Origin of the sequence: Acinetobacter sp. TG2027 (genome assembly GCF_000302435.1) — a bacterium.
GTDB classification, from domain to species: Bacteria; Pseudomonadota; Gammaproteobacteria; order Pseudomonadales; family Moraxellaceae; genus Acinetobacter; species Acinetobacter pittii.
Map to the genome: position 1 here is coordinate 401,383 of NZ_AMJN01000040.1, position 17,409 is coordinate 418,791.

Sequence of the window (17,409 nt, forward strand, 5' to 3'; positions counted from 1 at the left end):
TAAGGCTGACTAACCTAAGTCGACTAAACCGATTTAATCATAATTTTTCATTTCAGCTTTTGGCATTGAGGCAAATTCATTCGCAGGCATATCTAAGAAAAAATCTTTGGCTTCAGAATGAGTACAGTTGAGCCAATCATTTCTAAGATTATCAGGTATCACAATAACCGAACGTTTTTCATCATCAGGTTTGTGAAATTGTTTCATGAAAGGGTGATGATCAGCATTAATTGTTAATAGCGACATTGACCTAACTTTCTGTTCATCTATAAGTGTTTCTTCATAGATTGCAGCAAGGGTAAAAGGTTGCCCATCTTGACGGAAAATACCATACCAATGTGCTTTCCCATTGATATATTTAGGTTCATAAATAGCTTCAACAGGAATAAGCGCAAACTGGTCATTTAACCAAGCATGTTTAAAAGAGCGCTTTTGTTCTACTGTCTCTGTTCTGGCATTATAAGTTGCATATTTGAATGCGATTTCTTTGGCATAAGGGGGAAGCATTCCAAATTTAGCTTTTCGCCACTCAAGCTCATTTTGATGAGATAAAATAAGTGGACAATCATCACTTGGGAAAATATCCATCTTATATTCAAAAGTGGGTTCAAATAACTCTAATTGATTGGCATGTATTTTCTTAATAGGTTTAAAGTTTGCACACATAAGACACCTTCGTTGTAAAAATAGCTCTCAATTACAGCTTCTAACTTTTAGTCTTTAGTGATGTATATTTTTATAATTAGAATTGTCTCTTTGAGTATTAATTTTTAACTATCAATTACTTCGTTAATAAATATTTATTTAACTCATGGACATTTCAAAAAAATTTCAGATATAAAATTAATAGAATAGATAAATCGTATAGTTAAGTTGCTCATCTTAAAGAGAGTTTATTCAGTTTTAATAGCTACTTTTATGCAACAGAGCCTTTCAGAAATTTAGATTTTAATAGATTCGTTATTCATCATAATACAAATCATATAGAGAACTCGTACAAACCAGTTGCTAAAGGTTTAAAAATTCTCGGAAAATTTTGACAATTTATAAGGTGGACACATGAATAAACATTTACTGGCAAAAATTGCTTTATTAGGCGCCGCTCAGGTAGTTACACTCAATTCAGCATTTGCTGATGTTCCTCTTACTCCATCTCAATTCGCTAAAGCGAAAACAGAAAACTTTGACAAAAAAGTTATTCTGTCTAATTTAAATAAGCCGCATGCTTTGTTGTGGGGGCCAGATAATCAAATTTGGTTAACTGAGCGGGCAACAGGTAAGATTTTAAGAGTGAATCCAGAGTCGGGTAGTGTAAAAACAGTTTTTCAGGTACCAGAGATTGTCAATGATGCTGATGGTCAAAACGGTTTATTAGGCTTTGCTTTTCATCCAGATTTTAAAAATAATTCTTATATTTATATTTCAGGTACATTTAAAAATCCGAAATCTACAGATAAAGAATTACCGAATCAAACGATTATTCGTCGATATACCTATAACAAGTCAACAGATACGCTCGAGAAGCCAGTAGATTTATTGGCGGGATTACCATCATCGAAAGACCATCAGTCTGGTCGTCTTGTCATTGGTCCAGATCAAAAGATTTATTATACGATTGGTGACCAAGGGCATAACCAGCTTGCTTATTTGTTCTTGCCAAATCAAGCACAACACACGCCAACTCAACAAGAACTGAATGGCAAAGACTATCATACCTATATGGGTAAAGTACTACGCTTAAATCTTGATGGAAGTATTCCAAAGGATAATCCAAGTTTTAACGGGGTGGTTAGCCATATTTATACACTCGGACATCGTAATCCGCAGGGCTTAGCATTCACTCCAAATGGTAAATTGTTGCAGTCTGAACAAGGCCCAAACTCTGACGATGAAATTAACCTCATTGTCAAAGGTGGCAACTATGGTTGGCCGAATGTAGCAGGTTATAAAGATGATAGTGGCTATGCTTATGCAAATTATTCAGCAGCAGCCAATAAGTCAATTAAGGATTTAGCTCAGAATGGAGTAAAAGTAGCCATAGGGGTTCCTGTGACGAAAGAATCTGAATGGACTGGTAATAACTTTGTCCCACCATTAAAAACTTTATATACCGTTCAAGATACCTACAACTATAATGATCCAACTTGTGGAGCGATGACCTACATTTGCTGGCCAACAGTTGCGCCGTCATCTGCCTATGTCTATAAGGGCGGTAAAAAAGCAATTACTGGTTGGGAAAATACATTATTGGTTCCATCTTTAAAACGTGGTGTTATTTTCCGTATTAAGTTGGATCCAACTTATAGCACGACTTATGATGATGCTGTACCGATGTTTAAGAGCAACAACCGTTATCGTGATGTGATTGCAAGTCCAGATGGGAACGTTTTATATGTATTAACTGACACTGCCGGAAATGTTCAAAAGGATGATGGCTCGGTAACAAATACATTAGAAAACCCAGGATCTCTAATTAAGTTTACATATAAGGCTAAGTAATACAGGCTATTTAAAAACCGATCTATTAAAGATCGGTTTTTTAGCTTTAGAAAACTATTCAGTTACGACTAATACCGGTAAATGAATTTCTCCTAAAAGGGCTTGAGTCACACTTCCTAAGAAGAACTTTTTAAACCCTTTTCGCCCATGTGAGCCAATCACTAATAAATCTGCTTTTAGCTCATTAGCTGCTTTAATAATTTCTGTGTGGATTGTTTGGCCCTCAACAATTTTTGTTTCAACAGAAATTCCATGTTGGCTAAATTGTTCTTTAGCTTGGTCTAAAATGCTCTGAATCGATGCTCTAGCTTTATTAAAATAATCCTGTGCTAATTCTGTACTATCAATGAATTCTACAGAAATGAAAGGATCTATAGTAAGCGCATATACTAGAGTCACTTTACTGCCAAAGGCTTTAGCAATTGCTGTTGCATGATTGACGGCAATAAGTGAAGTAGGAGAACCATCGACTGGAACCAAGATATGGTGATAACTCATATATTGCTCCTTATTGTCTTGTGACAATGTATGGTGCGGGAACACCGAAATTATTATCTTTATGCTTATATTATGAACAGTTTTTTAAAAATTATTGTTTATTTTTAGTATGAATAAAAACTAAAAGGTTTATTAAACATCTTATTTTCAAAGATTGTAATGACTTTCTAAGTAAGGCTGATTTTGTTTAAGTATGGAAATAACCTGAGTAGCATCAATAGCAGATTCAAATAAGAACCCTTGGCCTATGCTATAACCAAATTGTCGAAGCAGTTCTTCTTGTTCTTGAGTTTCAATTCCTTCGGCGATAAGCCCAAGTGATAAATTTGGAGCGAGTAAACCAATTGCTTGGACAATTGCATAGATTGATGGGTCATGTTGCATCTTTTGGATAAAGCTACAATCTACTTTTAAACTGTCAATTGGGTAATCGCGAATATGGGTTAGCGATGAGAAACCAGTCCCAAAGTCGTCAAGTGCAATACGTACCCCATGCTGTTTTAATTTATTAAGTGCACGGATCACATATTCCGAGCCTCGGTCGCCTAGCATGTGCTCAGTGACTTCCACTTCAATATAATGCGTTGGTATTTGAAATTGATTAATCTTTTTCAAAAGTCTCTCAGCATAATTATCTCTTAAGAACTCAACTGGTGCAGCATTTAGTGAAACAGGGAGAGGGGTAATACCAAGATTTATCCATTTGGCGATATCACGTAAAACTTGATGTTGCATCGTTTCACCGATCTTACTCGCTAAATTATAATCTTTAAAAGCTTCCGCAATTTGTGCAGGGTAGCCTCTTTGAGCTGAGGTTGTATGCCATCTTAATAAAGCTTCAAATCCCACTACACGATGGGTATTTAGGTCTACTTTAGGTTGATAATAGGGTTGGATGGTATGATGGCGAATCAGCTGACGAGCTAAATTAAGCTGAGAAGCGACTGTTTCGGTCATTTGCATCATGCATGGATCATACATGCGAATACCACCACGACCACGCGCTTTTAGATCATGCAATGCCATATCGGCACAACTGAGCAAACCTGACTGGTCTACGGCATCTTGCGGATAAATTGCGCAGCCAATGCTCATCCCACCATTTAAGACATTACCTAAATAGGTAATCGGCTGATTTAACTGTTGAAGTAAAATGGCTGCTAACTCTCGGACATCATTTTCAGAATTGAGATTATTAATAATAACCGCAAATTCGTCTCCGCCTAACCGCGCGACAAAGCACTTTTCATCATCTACACAATGATTAAAGCGTTTAGAGAGAACTTTTAATAGATGATCGCCTGCGCTATGCCCTAAAGTATCATTAATATGTTTAAAGTGGTCGAGGTCAATTAAAAGTAACCCTACACTTGTTTGAGTATCTTTTGAATATGAGAGAGTACGCTTAAGTTGAAATTTAAATGAACGCCGATTATATAATCCGGTCAGTTCATCTCTCTCACTCATATTCCTAAGCTGGTTTTCTGCCAAATGTTGTTGAGTAACATTACGTGATACACACAGAATTTGTCCAATTTCACCATTTTCCCGATGAATCGGGGTAAGCATATTATCCCAATACTCAGGATCCTGATCTGGCAAACAGCTCATTCCTGCAAATCTAGCAACTTTACCTTGAAGAGCTTTTTTCAAAGCGACTCGACCGCGTTTACGAATGTGCGGTGGTAATAGTTCGAGCCATTTCATTCCAAATTCTGTTTCATCAACAGGTACACCTAAAGCGAGGCACCCTGATTTGTTCATGTGAGAAAGTGTGCCGTCTACATTCAGAACTTTAATGCAATCTACACTGATATCTAACATCTGATTTTGTATTTCAATGTTCTTTTGCAAGTTTTGCTGTTCTTGAATATCGTGATCTATATCTAAAAAGCTAACATACCATTCGCTAGTTTGTGAGGAGCTGCGATACTTAGATGCTTGAATCGATAGTTTGCACCATCTATATTGATTTCCAGCTCGTAAAAGTCGACATTTTAATTCGATTCTTTTTTGTAGGCGAATTGCTTCGAGCCATCTGTTTTTGACTTCATCTAAATCGGCAGGATAAACAAAATCTAGCCATTGCGCTGGCAATGGAGAAAAAGTATCCAACCAATATTCTGTACACTCTATATTGCAATATAATATCAAGCCATTTTCATCACTCACCCAAGTTGGGAGTGGAATTTGCTCAACAATAAAATGCTTTTGGGTGTTGTTCGACATTGAAGTCATAACATGCCTAGAAAGATTGTGTTGATTAATCTATTTATTAGCCATTATTGTAATCTTTCTGTAGTAAGCAAAACAGCAAATAATAAATTTTATGTGTATTTTTTTTGAACTAAAATTGAGTTATTAAAACTAATATATACTAAAGATTTAATTTATGTTTTTGTTATTTATTAATTTTTATTTATCTTTCTTTAAAAAAATATTTATGCTTATTTTTGTAAAAAACTTATTAAAACAGCAGCTTATAATTATGCATATATATTTGTCATATTAAAAATAAAACTAAGAAAGTAGAAGGAGTAAAGATAAAAAATAAAGAATTTGATAAATCAAATTTTATTCATAATATAAACAAAGAAGCTCTCAAAAGAGGTTAATTAAATACAATAATCGCTATTAAGTTTACAAAAGTAATATAAAATAATAGCTTGTATTATCGTAAAATTCTTTTTGTCAAAAAGGATATATATTTCCTTTTTGTGCATTTTATAGCCTACATTTTCCCCAAGATGTAGGTTTTTTTTATGCATAATTTTTATAAATTTTAATTATAAAAATAAAAAAAGCCAAAATGGCTTTTTATACAGTTTCTGGCTTGTTCAACTGTTGTTGTATGTACAGATTCATATAGTACTGTTCGATATAATCATCAGCATAGTTGTTTGCTAAGGTTTTTGTTGCCACTTGCTCATGTTTTAAATAGCAGTTTGATTCAAGATCTTTTTCAAGTACCCACCAGCTACGGTTAATACGACGTACCTGAAATTTGTCACTTTTGTATTTTCTTTTAGCCATTTTCCGAAATTTGCTATTCAGTTATTGAAAGAGAATTTCTACTGGAGTTAAGAGCTCAAGTCAACAGATGGAAGGTTAATTGATTATTTTATGTGGGATGCCATTTCTCTCAATATTAAAGTAGAGACATTAAAATAGTTAAGCTCTCATAATGAGAGCTTAACTATTGGGTATAAATAGATTCTTATTTCATCTTAGCGAGAAAGGTTCTTTAAAAGTAATTTTAAACTTTCCATCATTTTTTCTAGCTGTAAGGGAGTAATACCTTCAAAAGACTGCTCAAGTACTACACTTGTAAGATCATTGATCTTGTTGATCATTTCAGTCCCTTTTTCTGTAAGTACTACACGAGTAATACGACCATCAGTTTGGCAAGAATAAGTTTCAACCAAACCTTCATCTTTTAAACGATAAACAATTTTTGTGGTAGTCGACATTTTTGAAATAATCATATCTGAAAGTTCAGAAACACTCGCATGGGGCTTGCTGCTTAAAGCCAACATGATGCGTCGACGTGAGTTATCTAAACCATATTTTTTTAAAGCATTATCAATGTTTTGTACATATTGAGCATGTACTTGAGTAATCCAATAATATGGAAAATCTTCAAGAGTAAAAGATTCTGTTGTAGGTAAAAAACGCGCATACTTCTTTGTCATTGACTTTTCCCCATACCTTGGTGGATCGCATTCCTGGTGAACTATCTTTAATAGTTGAAAAATATAGTTTCATCAAGCAAGTTATAGCAGGACTTTACTTGATGAGCAAAAGTTATATAGCTTCATTTAACAATGACATGGTTTAATTGTCTTTATCTTTATAAAGCGTTCCTACAACTTTGCGAACTTTAAATACTCTTCAGCTATAATCAAAGACTATTAAAGGTAAAAACTGTTTAACAAAGCCGTACCTGAAACTCTTTGAGTGGATATGTAAGATTGCATTTAAGCTTGCTTGATCGTTAATTGAACGATATTGCTTGCAAGGGCATCGTAGAAAAAAAATTATGATTTGAACGTGGCATTGAACGAGAAAGTTTTTGTCTCTAAAGTCATAACTATGAAAAATTAAGATATTTAAATAAAAAATATTTATATATACCAATGACTTGTATTGTTTTGATGTTGGCGAAATTTACCATACATTTAACATGAAACATCTATTATTTAGTAAAATAAAATTAGATTTCTATATTAAATATCTGATTTTTATTAATAAATTTTAAACATTCTTTTAAATAATAAGCTTTTGAAATAGAGGTATTTTTGTCTATAAATTATAATTTTAATAAATTTTATCCATTAAATCTCAAAAGAGCCAACTCTAACCGTAATGCTTGCAGAAGAAGTGCCAACACAGATTATGGCAAGAGCTATTCAGATTAAATGATTTAAGTCTCAGAGAAAGAAAATTAAATATTAAATAGTTTTCAGTTTAAATTTTTATGAGATCAGGCACATATAATTTATAAAAAAAGGGAGAATTTATATTCTCCCTTTTTAATTATGAAACAGTCACAGCTTTTTCTTCTATTTTTTTCTTAACAATGGCATAGCTTATCCCTGTAACAATACTACCAGCAGCAATTGCACCAAGATATAACCAAGCATGATTAATCGCATTAGGAATTAAAAGAACAAATACACCGCCGTGAGGAGTAACCAACTCACAATGGAATAAGGCAACGAGTGCTCCAGTCACAGCTCCACCTAAAATACAGGTTGGAATAACACGCATTGGGTCTTTAGCTGCAAAAGGAATAGCACCTTCAGAAATAAAACATAAACCTAATACGAAAGCTGCTTTTCCAGCATCTTTCTCTCCTGTACTAAATTTATTTTTAGCAATGAAAGTCGCAATAGCCATACCAATAGCGGGAACCATGCCGCCAGCCATTGTAGCTGCCATAGGCATATACGTGTTTGTTGTCAGCAACCCAACAGTAAAAGCGTAGGCTGCTTTATTGATTGGACCACCCAAATCAATACACATCATGCTTGCTAATATAATTCCCATTAACACAGCATTTGTTGTACCCATATTATTTAGGAAGTCTTTCATTAACTCGAAAATATGTGCTACAGGTTGTCCAACCACATAGAACATAATCAGACCAACAAATAATGTGCCTAATAAAGGAATAATTAATATAGGTTTAAGTGCTTCTAAACTTGTAGGAAGTTTGAGTTTTTTTGCAATAAAAAGCGCGATATAGCCAGCAAGAAAACCTGAGACAATACCTCCTAAAAAACCTGCTTGTAACTGAGAAGCAAGTAAGCCGCCAATTAAACCAGGTGCGAGGCCAGGACGATCAGCAATCGAGTAGGCGATATAACCAGATAACATTGGAACCATAAGCATAAATGCTGCGGCCCCAATTTGTTTTAATATAGCTGGTAAGCTGCCTGCTTGCTCAGCTGCATTAAGGCCAAAGCATAAAGAGAGGGCAATTAAAAGACCTCCCGCCACCACCATAGGTAACATATAAGAAACACCTGTTAAGAGATGTTTATATACGCCAACTTTTTCGGTTTTATCTTTGTTTTCTCCAGAAGTTTGTTGCTTACCTTGTTCTAAAACTTGCGCATTGCTGATTGCCTCAGCAAAAGCTTTATCTGTTTGCTTTAGAGCAAAACCTGTACTACATCTATAAACACGTTTACCTACAAAACGGTCTGTATTAACTTCAATGTCAGTCGCAAGAATGATGATGTCCGCATCAGCAATAGCTTGAGGTGATAAGATATTTTTTGCGCCAACGGAACCTTGAGTTTCTACTTCAATCTCATAACCGAGCTTTTCTGCGCCTTGCTGTAAAGCTTCGGCTGCCATAAAAGTATGCGCGACACCCGTAGGACACGCAGTGATCGCAACAAATTTTTTAGCTGTAGATGCTGATACGTTATTATCATTTTGCCAGTCTTGAGCAGATTTAAAATGATCTAAAGCAGTTTGAAGAGCTGAATCAGTATCACTTTTGATCTCTTCAATGTTAATGAAAGATAAAGGGTGTGTACCAAAAATATTAAGATTTTTCGGGCGTTGTCCAACAACGATAACTTGGTCAAAGCTTTCATTCACCTCGAATTCATCTAGCGAAATAATGCTGTTTTGATAACCCTGTTGAGACGCGACTTGTGCAAGCTTACGAGCTAAAATCAAAGCATTGACTTGCTGTTGCGGACTATTAATAACAAATAATAAACGTTTAGCAGTTGGCATCAGATTCACTCAATGAATTGATTGTTGTTTGGGCTTTTAATTGGTTTAGCTTTTCAGCATTAGGAATACGAAAGCCTATTTGTGTTACAGCGTGGCTTGCAATTGCGGTAGCAGTTTTTAATGTTTCTTCGGCAGAGAAGCCACCCAATAAGCCATGAATCATCCCTGCTAAAAGAGAGTCACCCGCACCAACTGTACTTTTAACTATCACTTTAGGTGCTGTGGCATGAAGTGGGTGAGTGTCATTTAACCAGTTTACACCGTCTTCACCCATCGAAATAACGACATGTTCAATTTTAGCTAAGTTTGCAAAAAGTTTTTTTTGTTCAGCATAGGTTGTAGCAGGAAGCTGATAACTTTCTACTAACTCATCTGTATTTGGTTTAATCATCCAAGGTTGGCATTCAATTGCAGAAACTAACGCTTTACCGCTTGTATCTAGTGCAACTTTTTTCCTTTGCGCTTGAATGAGCTTAATAAGTTGCTGTAATTCATCAACACTAAAACCTTGGGGAAGGCTCCCGGCGATGGCAACCACATCTACCTGAGGCAAAATCATCTCGATTTTTTGAAAGAGGTTTTTCTTATCTAGTTCAGATATGAAAAAACCTTTTCCATTCAAATCAGTCATACGTCCTGAATGTTCAGCAATTTTTATATTTTGGCGAGTTTCACCTTCAATATAAATAAATTCAGGTTGAAATTGAGCTTCTTTAAAATGGTCATCGAAAATCTGTCTGTTTGTTGCTCCTAGAAAACCAGAAACAACAACCTCATGCCCCAAATCTTTTAAAACTTGTGCAATATTTAAACCTTTGCCTGCCGCATGTATTTCTACAGATTCTTGGCGGTTTACTTGACCTATCTGTAACTCTTTGAGTTGTATAGTCACATCAATTGCAGGATTTAAAGTAATTGTTAAAACTTTAGCCATTACCATTCCTAATCTTTACATTTCTTGTTCGGATAACTGACGTACAGCAGTAGCGCTATCACATTCAAGTGCACGCTTAGCAAACACTTGAGCCTGGCTGTAGTTAAGTGTACGAATTTGGGCTTTAACCAAAGGAATACTATTCGGTGACATACTAAGCTCATCTACTCCTAAGCCCATCAGAATAGGCACAGCTTTTGGATCGGCTGCGAGTTCACCACATATACCAACCCATTTGCCATACTTATGTGCAGCTTTTACAGTTTGATCAATCAATTGCAAAATACTTGGGTGGAGGCCATCTGCTTCAGCCGAGAGGATAGGGTGACCACGGTCAATAGCTAAAGTATATTGAGTTAAATCATTTGTTCCGATACTGAAAAAGTCCACTTCTTTCGCGAGAATAGGTGCAAGTAAAGCAGCAGAAGGAACTTCAATCATGATACCAACTTGTAAGTTGGTGCATGGATGTACAGCTTTAACTTCATCAAAAATAGCTTTTGCAGCACGCCATTCTTCCACACGGCCAATCATTGGAAACATGATTCGTAAAGGACGATCATCTGCAGCTTTAAGCAAAGCAATAAGTTGTTGACGCAACAATTCAGGCTGTCTTAGCGTTAAACGGATACCTCTTAGACCTAAAAATGGATTTTCTTCTTCAGCAATTGGAAGGTAAGGAAGCGGTTTGTCACCACCTACATCTAGCGTACGTACTATGAGAGGGCGGCCCGCTAGAGCATCTAAAACAATACGATAATCTGCTTCTTGGGTAGCTTCACTCGGAGCGCTACTATGCGCCATAAAAACAAGCTCAGTCCTGAGTAGGCCAATTGCTTCAGCGCCACATTCTACCGCATGGGCTGTTGCTTGAACTTTTCCTAAATTGGCAGCAATTTCGATTTGATGTTGATCTAAAGTAATTGCAGGTTCTTGGCTATGACGTTCAGCTTCTTCACGAATTTTTTTCTGAAGCTCTCGTTCTTGTTTTGCTTGTTCGATTTGTTGAGCATTGGGATTTAAGATAAAAGCTCCAGTATCTCCATTAATTAAAAGAGAACTTTTTTGCTCAATATCTAGTACTTGATCACCAGCCCCAACAATTGCAGGGATACCTAAAGCACGAGCAACAATAGCACTATGAGCGCTTGCACCACCTACAGCTGTCAAAATACCTGCTACACGATCTTTATTAAGTCGGGCTACATCACTTGGTCCTACGTCATACATGATCAGTATATAAGGTTCTTTAGGTTCTTCGATGATGACCTCACCGCAAAGTTGAGCCAAAACGCGATCACCAATATCACGTAAATCTGTAGCACGCTCAGCCAGTAATCGATCTGGTAAAGCTGCTTGCTCTTTGGCTGCTGCCTCAATATGTTCATGCCATGCAGCAGGGGCAGAAAGATTTAAGTTAATTTTTTGATAAACACCATTAATCAGATCTGGGTCGTCAAGCATTTCCAAATGTGCTTGGAAGATTTGCTTAATCTCAGCCACTTCAGATTTTGCAATAACTTGGTGAATATTGTTTTTAACAGCATGAAGCGCAATATCAAGTTTTTCTTTTTCTATTTTGACACTTAAGCCCATACGTTCATATTGGTAAACCTTTGGCTTAATTACATGTACAGGTCCGAAAGCTAAACCGCTTGAAGCAGCAATTCCTGTATTTGAGCTAAGTGGTTTTGAATGGCTTGGGATTTCACTAGATTGCTCAATTTTAATGTCTGAAGATTGTATAGGTTCAACTTCTTCACCTAAGCCTTGTTGCACTGCCAAAATAACTTTATCTAAAGCTTCAACTGCATCCGTTTCTGGTTCGGCAATGAAACGTAAAGTTTGGCCACGTTTACAACCTAAAGCCAAGAGGCGTGTCAAACTTTTAGCAGAAACAAAATTTCCGTCATCTACTGCGACCTGAATATCACCTTGAAAACTTTTGGTTAAGTTCACTAAATGAGTTGCTGGTCGAGCATGTAATCCATGGGCATTGGCTAATACAACCGAACGGTGAGGCCAATCTGGAATAACATCTGCACCAATGATTTTAGCAATTTCATTTGGTGCTTGTGTTTGGTCTAATTGCGCAACTTGCTCTGGATTAAATAGAATGTCAATCAGTCGATTAAATCTCTGACTATCTAATTGCTCATTGGCAGCTATACACACTAGTGTGTTTAATTTTTTTCCGTTTAGCTCTAGAGCATGGCGAGGTTTTACAATGCTGATCGCTGGTTGTTGAACAAACTTACTACTTGAAATAGACCAGATTTGATCTTGTAGTTGAATAACTTGATCAGGGTCAAGTGAACTTAGAAAACCGCACTTTACGAAATTGTGTTTTTTTAAAATCTGAGATGCAGACCAAAATAAATCTTCAATATCTTGAGACTCAATTTCAGTTTGAATTAAATTCTCATGTAAAGTTAAAGATAATGGTTGAGCTTGTAAGATTTCAATAATTTGTTCAGGTTGTTTAGCATTTTTTACCTGTTCACTTACATCATGCATTAAAGCTCGAGTTAATATTTGTAGAACTTGTAAATGTTCATCAGATTTTGCTGCAATAACAACAGCTAAATAAATTCTGTTTTCACCATCCCATATAATTCCTTCTGGAAAATGAGCTAAACGGATACCTGTTTCTAGAATAAATTCGCGCGATTGGGGTGTGCCGTGGGGAATAGCAATGCCTTGACCTAAATAGGTTGCACTTTGTTGTTCCCGATTGATGAGTCCTGTAATGTAGTCAGGTGTAACTAACCCATCTTTTACCAATATATCTACTAGACACTGTAATGCATGCTTTTTATCAACAGCATGTTGATTCATATGAATATGTCGAGGCTCTAGTGCTAGCATACTTATCCTTGAACAATTTCTTTGGTTTAGCTAAACAGAAAAAAAGAAGCTGTTAGTATTAAAAATAGGTTAGTTTAACCGTTTTTAAACAACAGCTTCGTATAAATAACGATAGCAGAACTTTAAAGCTATATCGACGTATTTACGTAAAAAGTGCTTGTTTTTAATACAAAGGAATAGGTGGTTAATATATTTTGATTTCTTATGATAATTATTAGGTTAATAAACTAACTTTATAAAAGAAGTGGGTATTAATATTAAAAAAAACCTCTATACCGGATTACGGGTATAGAGGCAAAAGTAAAAGATCAATAGATTAGTGTTGGATTTCCTGTTCTAGGAGTGACCATAAGTTTTGATGTGATTTTTTAAACATTAGCATGTGCCCAATTGATTTATGCCCAAGTTTCATGGGATTTAGCTCTAGCATTTTTGTAGGTGCATTAGGATAAAGTTTTAATAAATCTTCAACGTTACGCTCGGTTGCAATTTCATCGTCACTTGCCCAAATTGAAGTAATAGGGCAGATAATTTCACTATGAAAATCATGATGGACTGTTTTACCTATAGCATTTTTCACATAGCCAGGATGGCTGCAAAATTCTCGCCACTGTTGGGCGACTTTTTTAGGTAAGTTTTCTCCCATTCCAATAAATTGAGTAGCACCATAACCTTTAAAAGCACTAGAAATTGGAAAGATGATATTGAACATTACTGGTGCTAAAAACTTTGTTTTACCTTTAAGACCTTTTACATGGCCAGTGGAACCTGCGACCGCAATAACTTTTGCTACTTTATGAAAATTAGGAACAATTCCTAATAACTGACCACCAGCACTGTGGCCCAGAAGGGTAACTTGTTCAGCTTTAGTTTTTTCTAATAACGTATCAATTGCGCAAGGAATATCGAGAACTCCCCAATCATTAATACTTGCTGTACTTTGCTTCAAAGACCCGTGTAAGGAGCCTCCAATTCCACGGAAATCAAAGCTTAATACGTCATATCCTTGTTCGCTTAACCATGTAGCAAAAGAGTGATAGAAGTTTTTAGTAATACCTGTTGCAGGACATATCAACACGGGATTTACTGATTTTGGGGATTGAGCTGGATAAAAATGTGCAGCAAGTTGATAACCATCTTTACAGGTCATCCAAAATGATTCAAAAGTGTTATCCATAATATTTCGTAGTGATTGGTTTATTGATATCTTTAATTTACACGAGTTCTAAAACGAAACTTGGTTAAAATGTGACTATAAAGTCAATATTTATGTTATATAGCTCATTAAATTTGAATAAAACAAATAATTGGAAAAAATATGGATTTACCAAAAGCTGTACAGCTCGCAATTGTGTTTAGTGGCATATTTTTATGGATAGGGATGTTAACTGGGGTATGGAAATATTGGCAAATACGCCGTTCAGAATTAAGTCGTGCTCATTATTATGTGGATATCGCTCATCGAAGTAGTTTGTTATATGCAGTTGCTAGCCTAATTTTAGCTGTATTAAGCTATTTTACTGTTTTAAATGAAAATATTACTTTATGGTGTGTGTTCGCAAATATTCTATTTTTTAGTTTTTCAATTCTGGTTTATATCATACATGGCTATTTACAGGACACAACAAATCAATTCAAACGTCCTCACAAGCTAGGTCGTTTTAGCTTACCTTCATGGATGATTACTTTAATGATGGTGGGATTAATTTTGACTGAATTATTAGCTACAACTATTTTAGTTATCGGAACAATTTTTTTATTTTTGGATGTATAAAAATGGATGATTGCTCATCCATTTTTTAAGTATTCAAGTTTTGTTGACTAAGACGTCTTTTAGCTAGTTTTCGCATCTTATGGTCGACAAAGGCCCACACACAAAATATGAAAGAAACAACCATCGCATACATAAAGTATTCGGGTTTCAGATTTCCTTTAATCATACCTTGAAACAGTAAAGTCAGCATAAGAGCAAGCGGTGTTACTCCATAAACAACTGAATCTTTGCTGTTCAGAGTGTTAATGAAGACTTGTTTGTTGAAATGTAATGATAACATCTCCATCCCTCCTTGTGGTTGCGCTAAAACCGAATGTTTTAGTCAAGAATAAGTTTAATGTTGTACTTCTATTTTTAATTCAATTCAATAGTGAATAGAAAATTTTTTGAACAGTTTTATAAAAAACTCTATGTTTATAAATGGTTAAGGTATTAAAAAAGTAAATATTAAATATTTTTGTATAAAATACTTAATATTTTAGAAAAGAGAAAATATTTTAATGAAAAGTGTAATAATTTCTCTTTTCTATCATTTCAGGTTAGCTATTTTGTTTTTTTAAAAATGTATCAATCGCATGTTGAGCAATTTCTGCATCTTCAAAAGATTGGACACCAGAAACGCCAATGGCCCCTAAAATTTGTCCGTCATAAATAATTGGTTTTCCACCTTCTAACATTCCTTGAGCACTAGGCATACTTAAAAAACCTAAGCGTCCACTTTGCAGAAGTTCTTCATAAAATTTTGAAGGTCTACCTGATATTGAAGAGCATTTTGCTTTTTCTAAACATAAATGTGAGGATAAAGGTGAAGCACCATCTAAACGCTTCATCAACAGTAGAGAACTTGTTTCATCAACAACAGCGATACTGACTTTAAAGTTGTGTTCAATTGCATATTTTTGAGCTTCTTCCATTAAAAACTCTGCATCTGCTTGTGTTAGGTAATATTTAATTTTCATTGTTGCTCTTCTTTCCTAGTAAGCTAAAAATTATTTTAGTGTAATTTTACAGTAAAAACTGATTATATCTATAGTTGATTTGTCATTGAAAGTAGTGTGGAAATAAAATGCCGGTTGGGTAAACTCAGCATTTTATTCAATATATAAAATCATGTTTGGGTAAAACTCGATTTCAAAATAGACACTAGATTAAATGTTTTTAAATTTAACTTTGTCGATAATTACGGTAATTGCGAGAACAACTAAAGATGGGATCAACCAAGCTAAGTTTTGTTCATTTAAAGGTAAATGTTGAAGAAATGCAGGTAAATAATCACCAAAACCAGCAACTTTAATACCGTCAATAATACCGAAAATTAAAGCAATACTTGTTACTGAACCGACAATAAAAGAAGGTTTGTGCCAAAATTTCCAAAAGAAGCTCAGCATAATCACAACAATTGCTGGTGGATAAATTGCACTTAAAACAGGTACTGATACAGCAATAAGTTTGGTTAATCCAAGATTAGAAATAATGAAAGAGAAACCAACTAAAATGAATACTAAAAGTTTGTAAGGCAACTTAGTTAACTGAGCAAAATACTCACCGCAAGCACAAGTTAAGCCAATCGCTGTCACCATACATGCTAGAAAAATTAGGCCAGTTAAGAATAATGAACCCATATTGCCAAAAGCATGTTGAACATATGCATGTAAAATTACAGCACCATTTGCTGCATTTGGTGCTACTTCATGACTACCTACACCTAATTTGAATAGGCTTAAATAGACTAGAGTAAGACCTGCACCAGAAATAAGACTGGCAATAATCGCATACTTAGTGACTAATTTTTTATCGGTAACACCACGCGAATAAATCGCTTGAATAATTACGATACCGAATACTAGTGCGCCTAAAGTATCCATAGTGAGATAACCATTTACGAAACCTTCCGAAACTGGAGATTCAACGTAATGGTTGATTGGAGCAGGGACGTAACCCGCTGGGATAATAACTGCTGCAATACCTAAAATTGCTAAAGCAATAATTTTTAGGGGAGCAAGCACATGGCCAACAGTATCTAATAACTTGTTTGGATAAAGTGAAACTACAGTTACAAATGAAAAATAAATTGCGCTGTAAATTAAAAGGCTACTACTTGATGTTCCAAAATAAGATGAAAAACCAATTTCATAAGAAACAGTAGCTGTACGTGGAGTAGCAAATAAAGGGCCTACTGATAAATAACAAACAACGGTTAAAATCAGACTTGCTACTCGACCGAGAGGAGAGCTAATAATTTCAATGGAACCCTGCATACGAGAGAGTGCCATGATGGTAATTACGGGTAGACCAACTGCAGTAATCAAAAAGCCTATAGCGGCTAGCCATACATGATCACCGGCTTGTTGAGCGACAATGGGAGGAAAGATAATATTGCCAGCCCCAATAAAAAGAGCAAAGGTCATAAAACCTAGGGCAATAATATCTCCAGTACGAAGATGTTGCATAAATTAAAATTAATAAAAAAGAAGGAATTTTAGAGCAAAAGAGATCATGATCAAGCGGTATTTTATGTGAAAAAGATTTTTTTCAGAGCATAAAAACCTTTAATAGATATTAAAAATATCAATTGGTTAAG

At 35.2% G+C, this 17,409-nt stretch carries 14 protein-coding genes; 2 read left to right on the forward strand and 12 right to left on the reverse strand.

Translation table 11 applies throughout. The annotated features are described in order from the left end of the window. Positions 1-33: 33 nt before the first annotated feature. Positions 34-666 (reverse strand): SOS response-associated peptidase family protein, encoded by a 633-nt coding sequence (locus B806_RS0111530; RefSeq protein WP_017386009.1) that lies wholly within the window; start codon positions 664-666, stop codon positions 34-36. A 393-nt stretch (positions 667-1,059) separates the two neighbouring features. On the opposite strand from B806_RS0111530, the gene B806_RS0111535 reads away from it, so the two are divergent. Further along, positions 1,060-2,499, forward strand: coding sequence for a glucose/sorbosone family PQQ-dependent dehydrogenase (locus B806_RS0111535; protein WP_017403038.1), 1,440 nt, complete (start codon positions 1,060-1,062; stop codon positions 2,497-2,499). A 54-nt stretch (positions 2,500-2,553) separates the two neighbouring features. On the opposite strand, the gene B806_RS0111540 is transcribed toward B806_RS0111535, so the two are convergent. The 8 genes from B806_RS0111540 to B806_RS0111575 form a co-directional block, all read right to left on the reverse strand. Further along, entirely contained in the window at positions 2,554-2,997 is a 444-nt protein-coding gene (locus B806_RS0111540; RefSeq protein WP_002120966.1) for a universal stress protein, read from the reverse strand. Positions 2,998-3,144: 147 nt separating this feature from the next. Beyond that, on the reverse strand, positions 3,145-5,235 hold the full coding sequence (locus tag B806_RS0111545) for an EAL domain-containing protein (RefSeq protein ID WP_017386011.1): 2,091 nt from the start codon (positions 5,233-5,235) through the stop codon (positions 3,145-3,147). Positions 5,236-5,814: 579 nt separating this feature from the next. Then, positions 5,815-6,030 (reverse strand): hypothetical protein, encoded by a 216-nt coding sequence (locus tag B806_RS0111550; RefSeq protein WP_002120955.1) that lies wholly within the window; start codon positions 6,028-6,030, stop codon positions 5,815-5,817. 194 nt (positions 6,031-6,224) lie between these two features. Further along, positions 6,225-6,689: a MarR family transcriptional regulator gene (locus B806_RS0111555; RefSeq protein ID WP_002121027.1), complete on the reverse strand. Its 465-nt coding sequence runs from the start codon at positions 6,687-6,689 to the stop codon at positions 6,225-6,227. Between the two features lie 844 nt (positions 6,690-7,533). Next, positions 7,534-9,252, reverse strand: a complete 1,719-nt coding sequence (locus tag B806_RS0111560; protein WP_017403039.1) for a fructose-specific PTS transporter subunit EIIC — start codon at positions 9,250-9,252, stop codon at positions 7,534-7,536. After that, on the reverse strand, positions 9,239-10,186 hold the full coding sequence (gene pfkB, locus B806_RS0111565) for a 1-phosphofructokinase (protein WP_017386013.1): 948 nt from the start codon (positions 10,184-10,186) through the stop codon (positions 9,239-9,241). Before pfkB ends, B806_RS0111560 begins: the two co-directional genes overlap by 14 nt. 15 nt (positions 10,187-10,201) lie before the next feature. Next, positions 10,202-13,054, reverse strand: a complete 2,853-nt coding sequence (ptsP, locus tag B806_RS0111570) for a phosphoenolpyruvate--protein phosphotransferase (RefSeq protein WP_017386014.1) — start codon at positions 13,052-13,054, stop codon at positions 10,202-10,204. Positions 13,055-13,370: 316 nt separating this feature from the next. Continuing rightward, positions 13,371-14,231, reverse strand: coding sequence for an alpha/beta fold hydrolase (locus B806_RS0111575; RefSeq protein WP_017386015.1), 861 nt, complete (start codon positions 14,229-14,231; stop codon positions 13,371-13,373). Positions 14,232-14,372: 141 nt separating this feature from the next. Between B806_RS0111575 and B806_RS0111580 the strand changes: the two genes are divergently transcribed. Further along, entirely contained in the window at positions 14,373-14,828 is a 456-nt protein-coding gene (locus B806_RS0111580; RefSeq protein ID WP_017386016.1) for a hypothetical protein, read from the forward strand. Between the two features lie 25 nt (positions 14,829-14,853). Here the strand turns inward: B806_RS0111580 and B806_RS0111585 are convergent, their stop codons facing one another. The 3 genes from B806_RS0111585 to brnQ form a co-directional block, all read right to left on the reverse strand. After that, positions 14,854-15,108: a hypothetical protein gene (locus B806_RS0111585; protein WP_005073940.1), complete on the reverse strand. Its 255-nt coding sequence runs from the start codon at positions 15,106-15,108 to the stop codon at positions 14,854-14,856. 259 nt (positions 15,109-15,367) lie between these two features. Then, a complete protein-coding gene (locus tag B806_RS0111590) occupies positions 15,368-15,787 on the reverse strand; it encodes a heme-binding protein (RefSeq protein WP_017386017.1) in 420 nt (139 codons plus the stop codon). A gap of 189 nt (positions 15,788-15,976) precedes the next feature. Then, positions 15,977-17,278 carry a branched-chain amino acid transport system II carrier protein gene (gene brnQ, locus B806_RS0111595; RefSeq protein WP_017386018.1) on the reverse strand — a complete coding sequence of 434 codons (1,302 nt, stop codon included), beginning with the start codon at positions 17,276-17,278 and terminating at the stop codon, positions 15,977-15,979. Positions 17,279-17,409 lie beyond the last annotated feature (131 nt).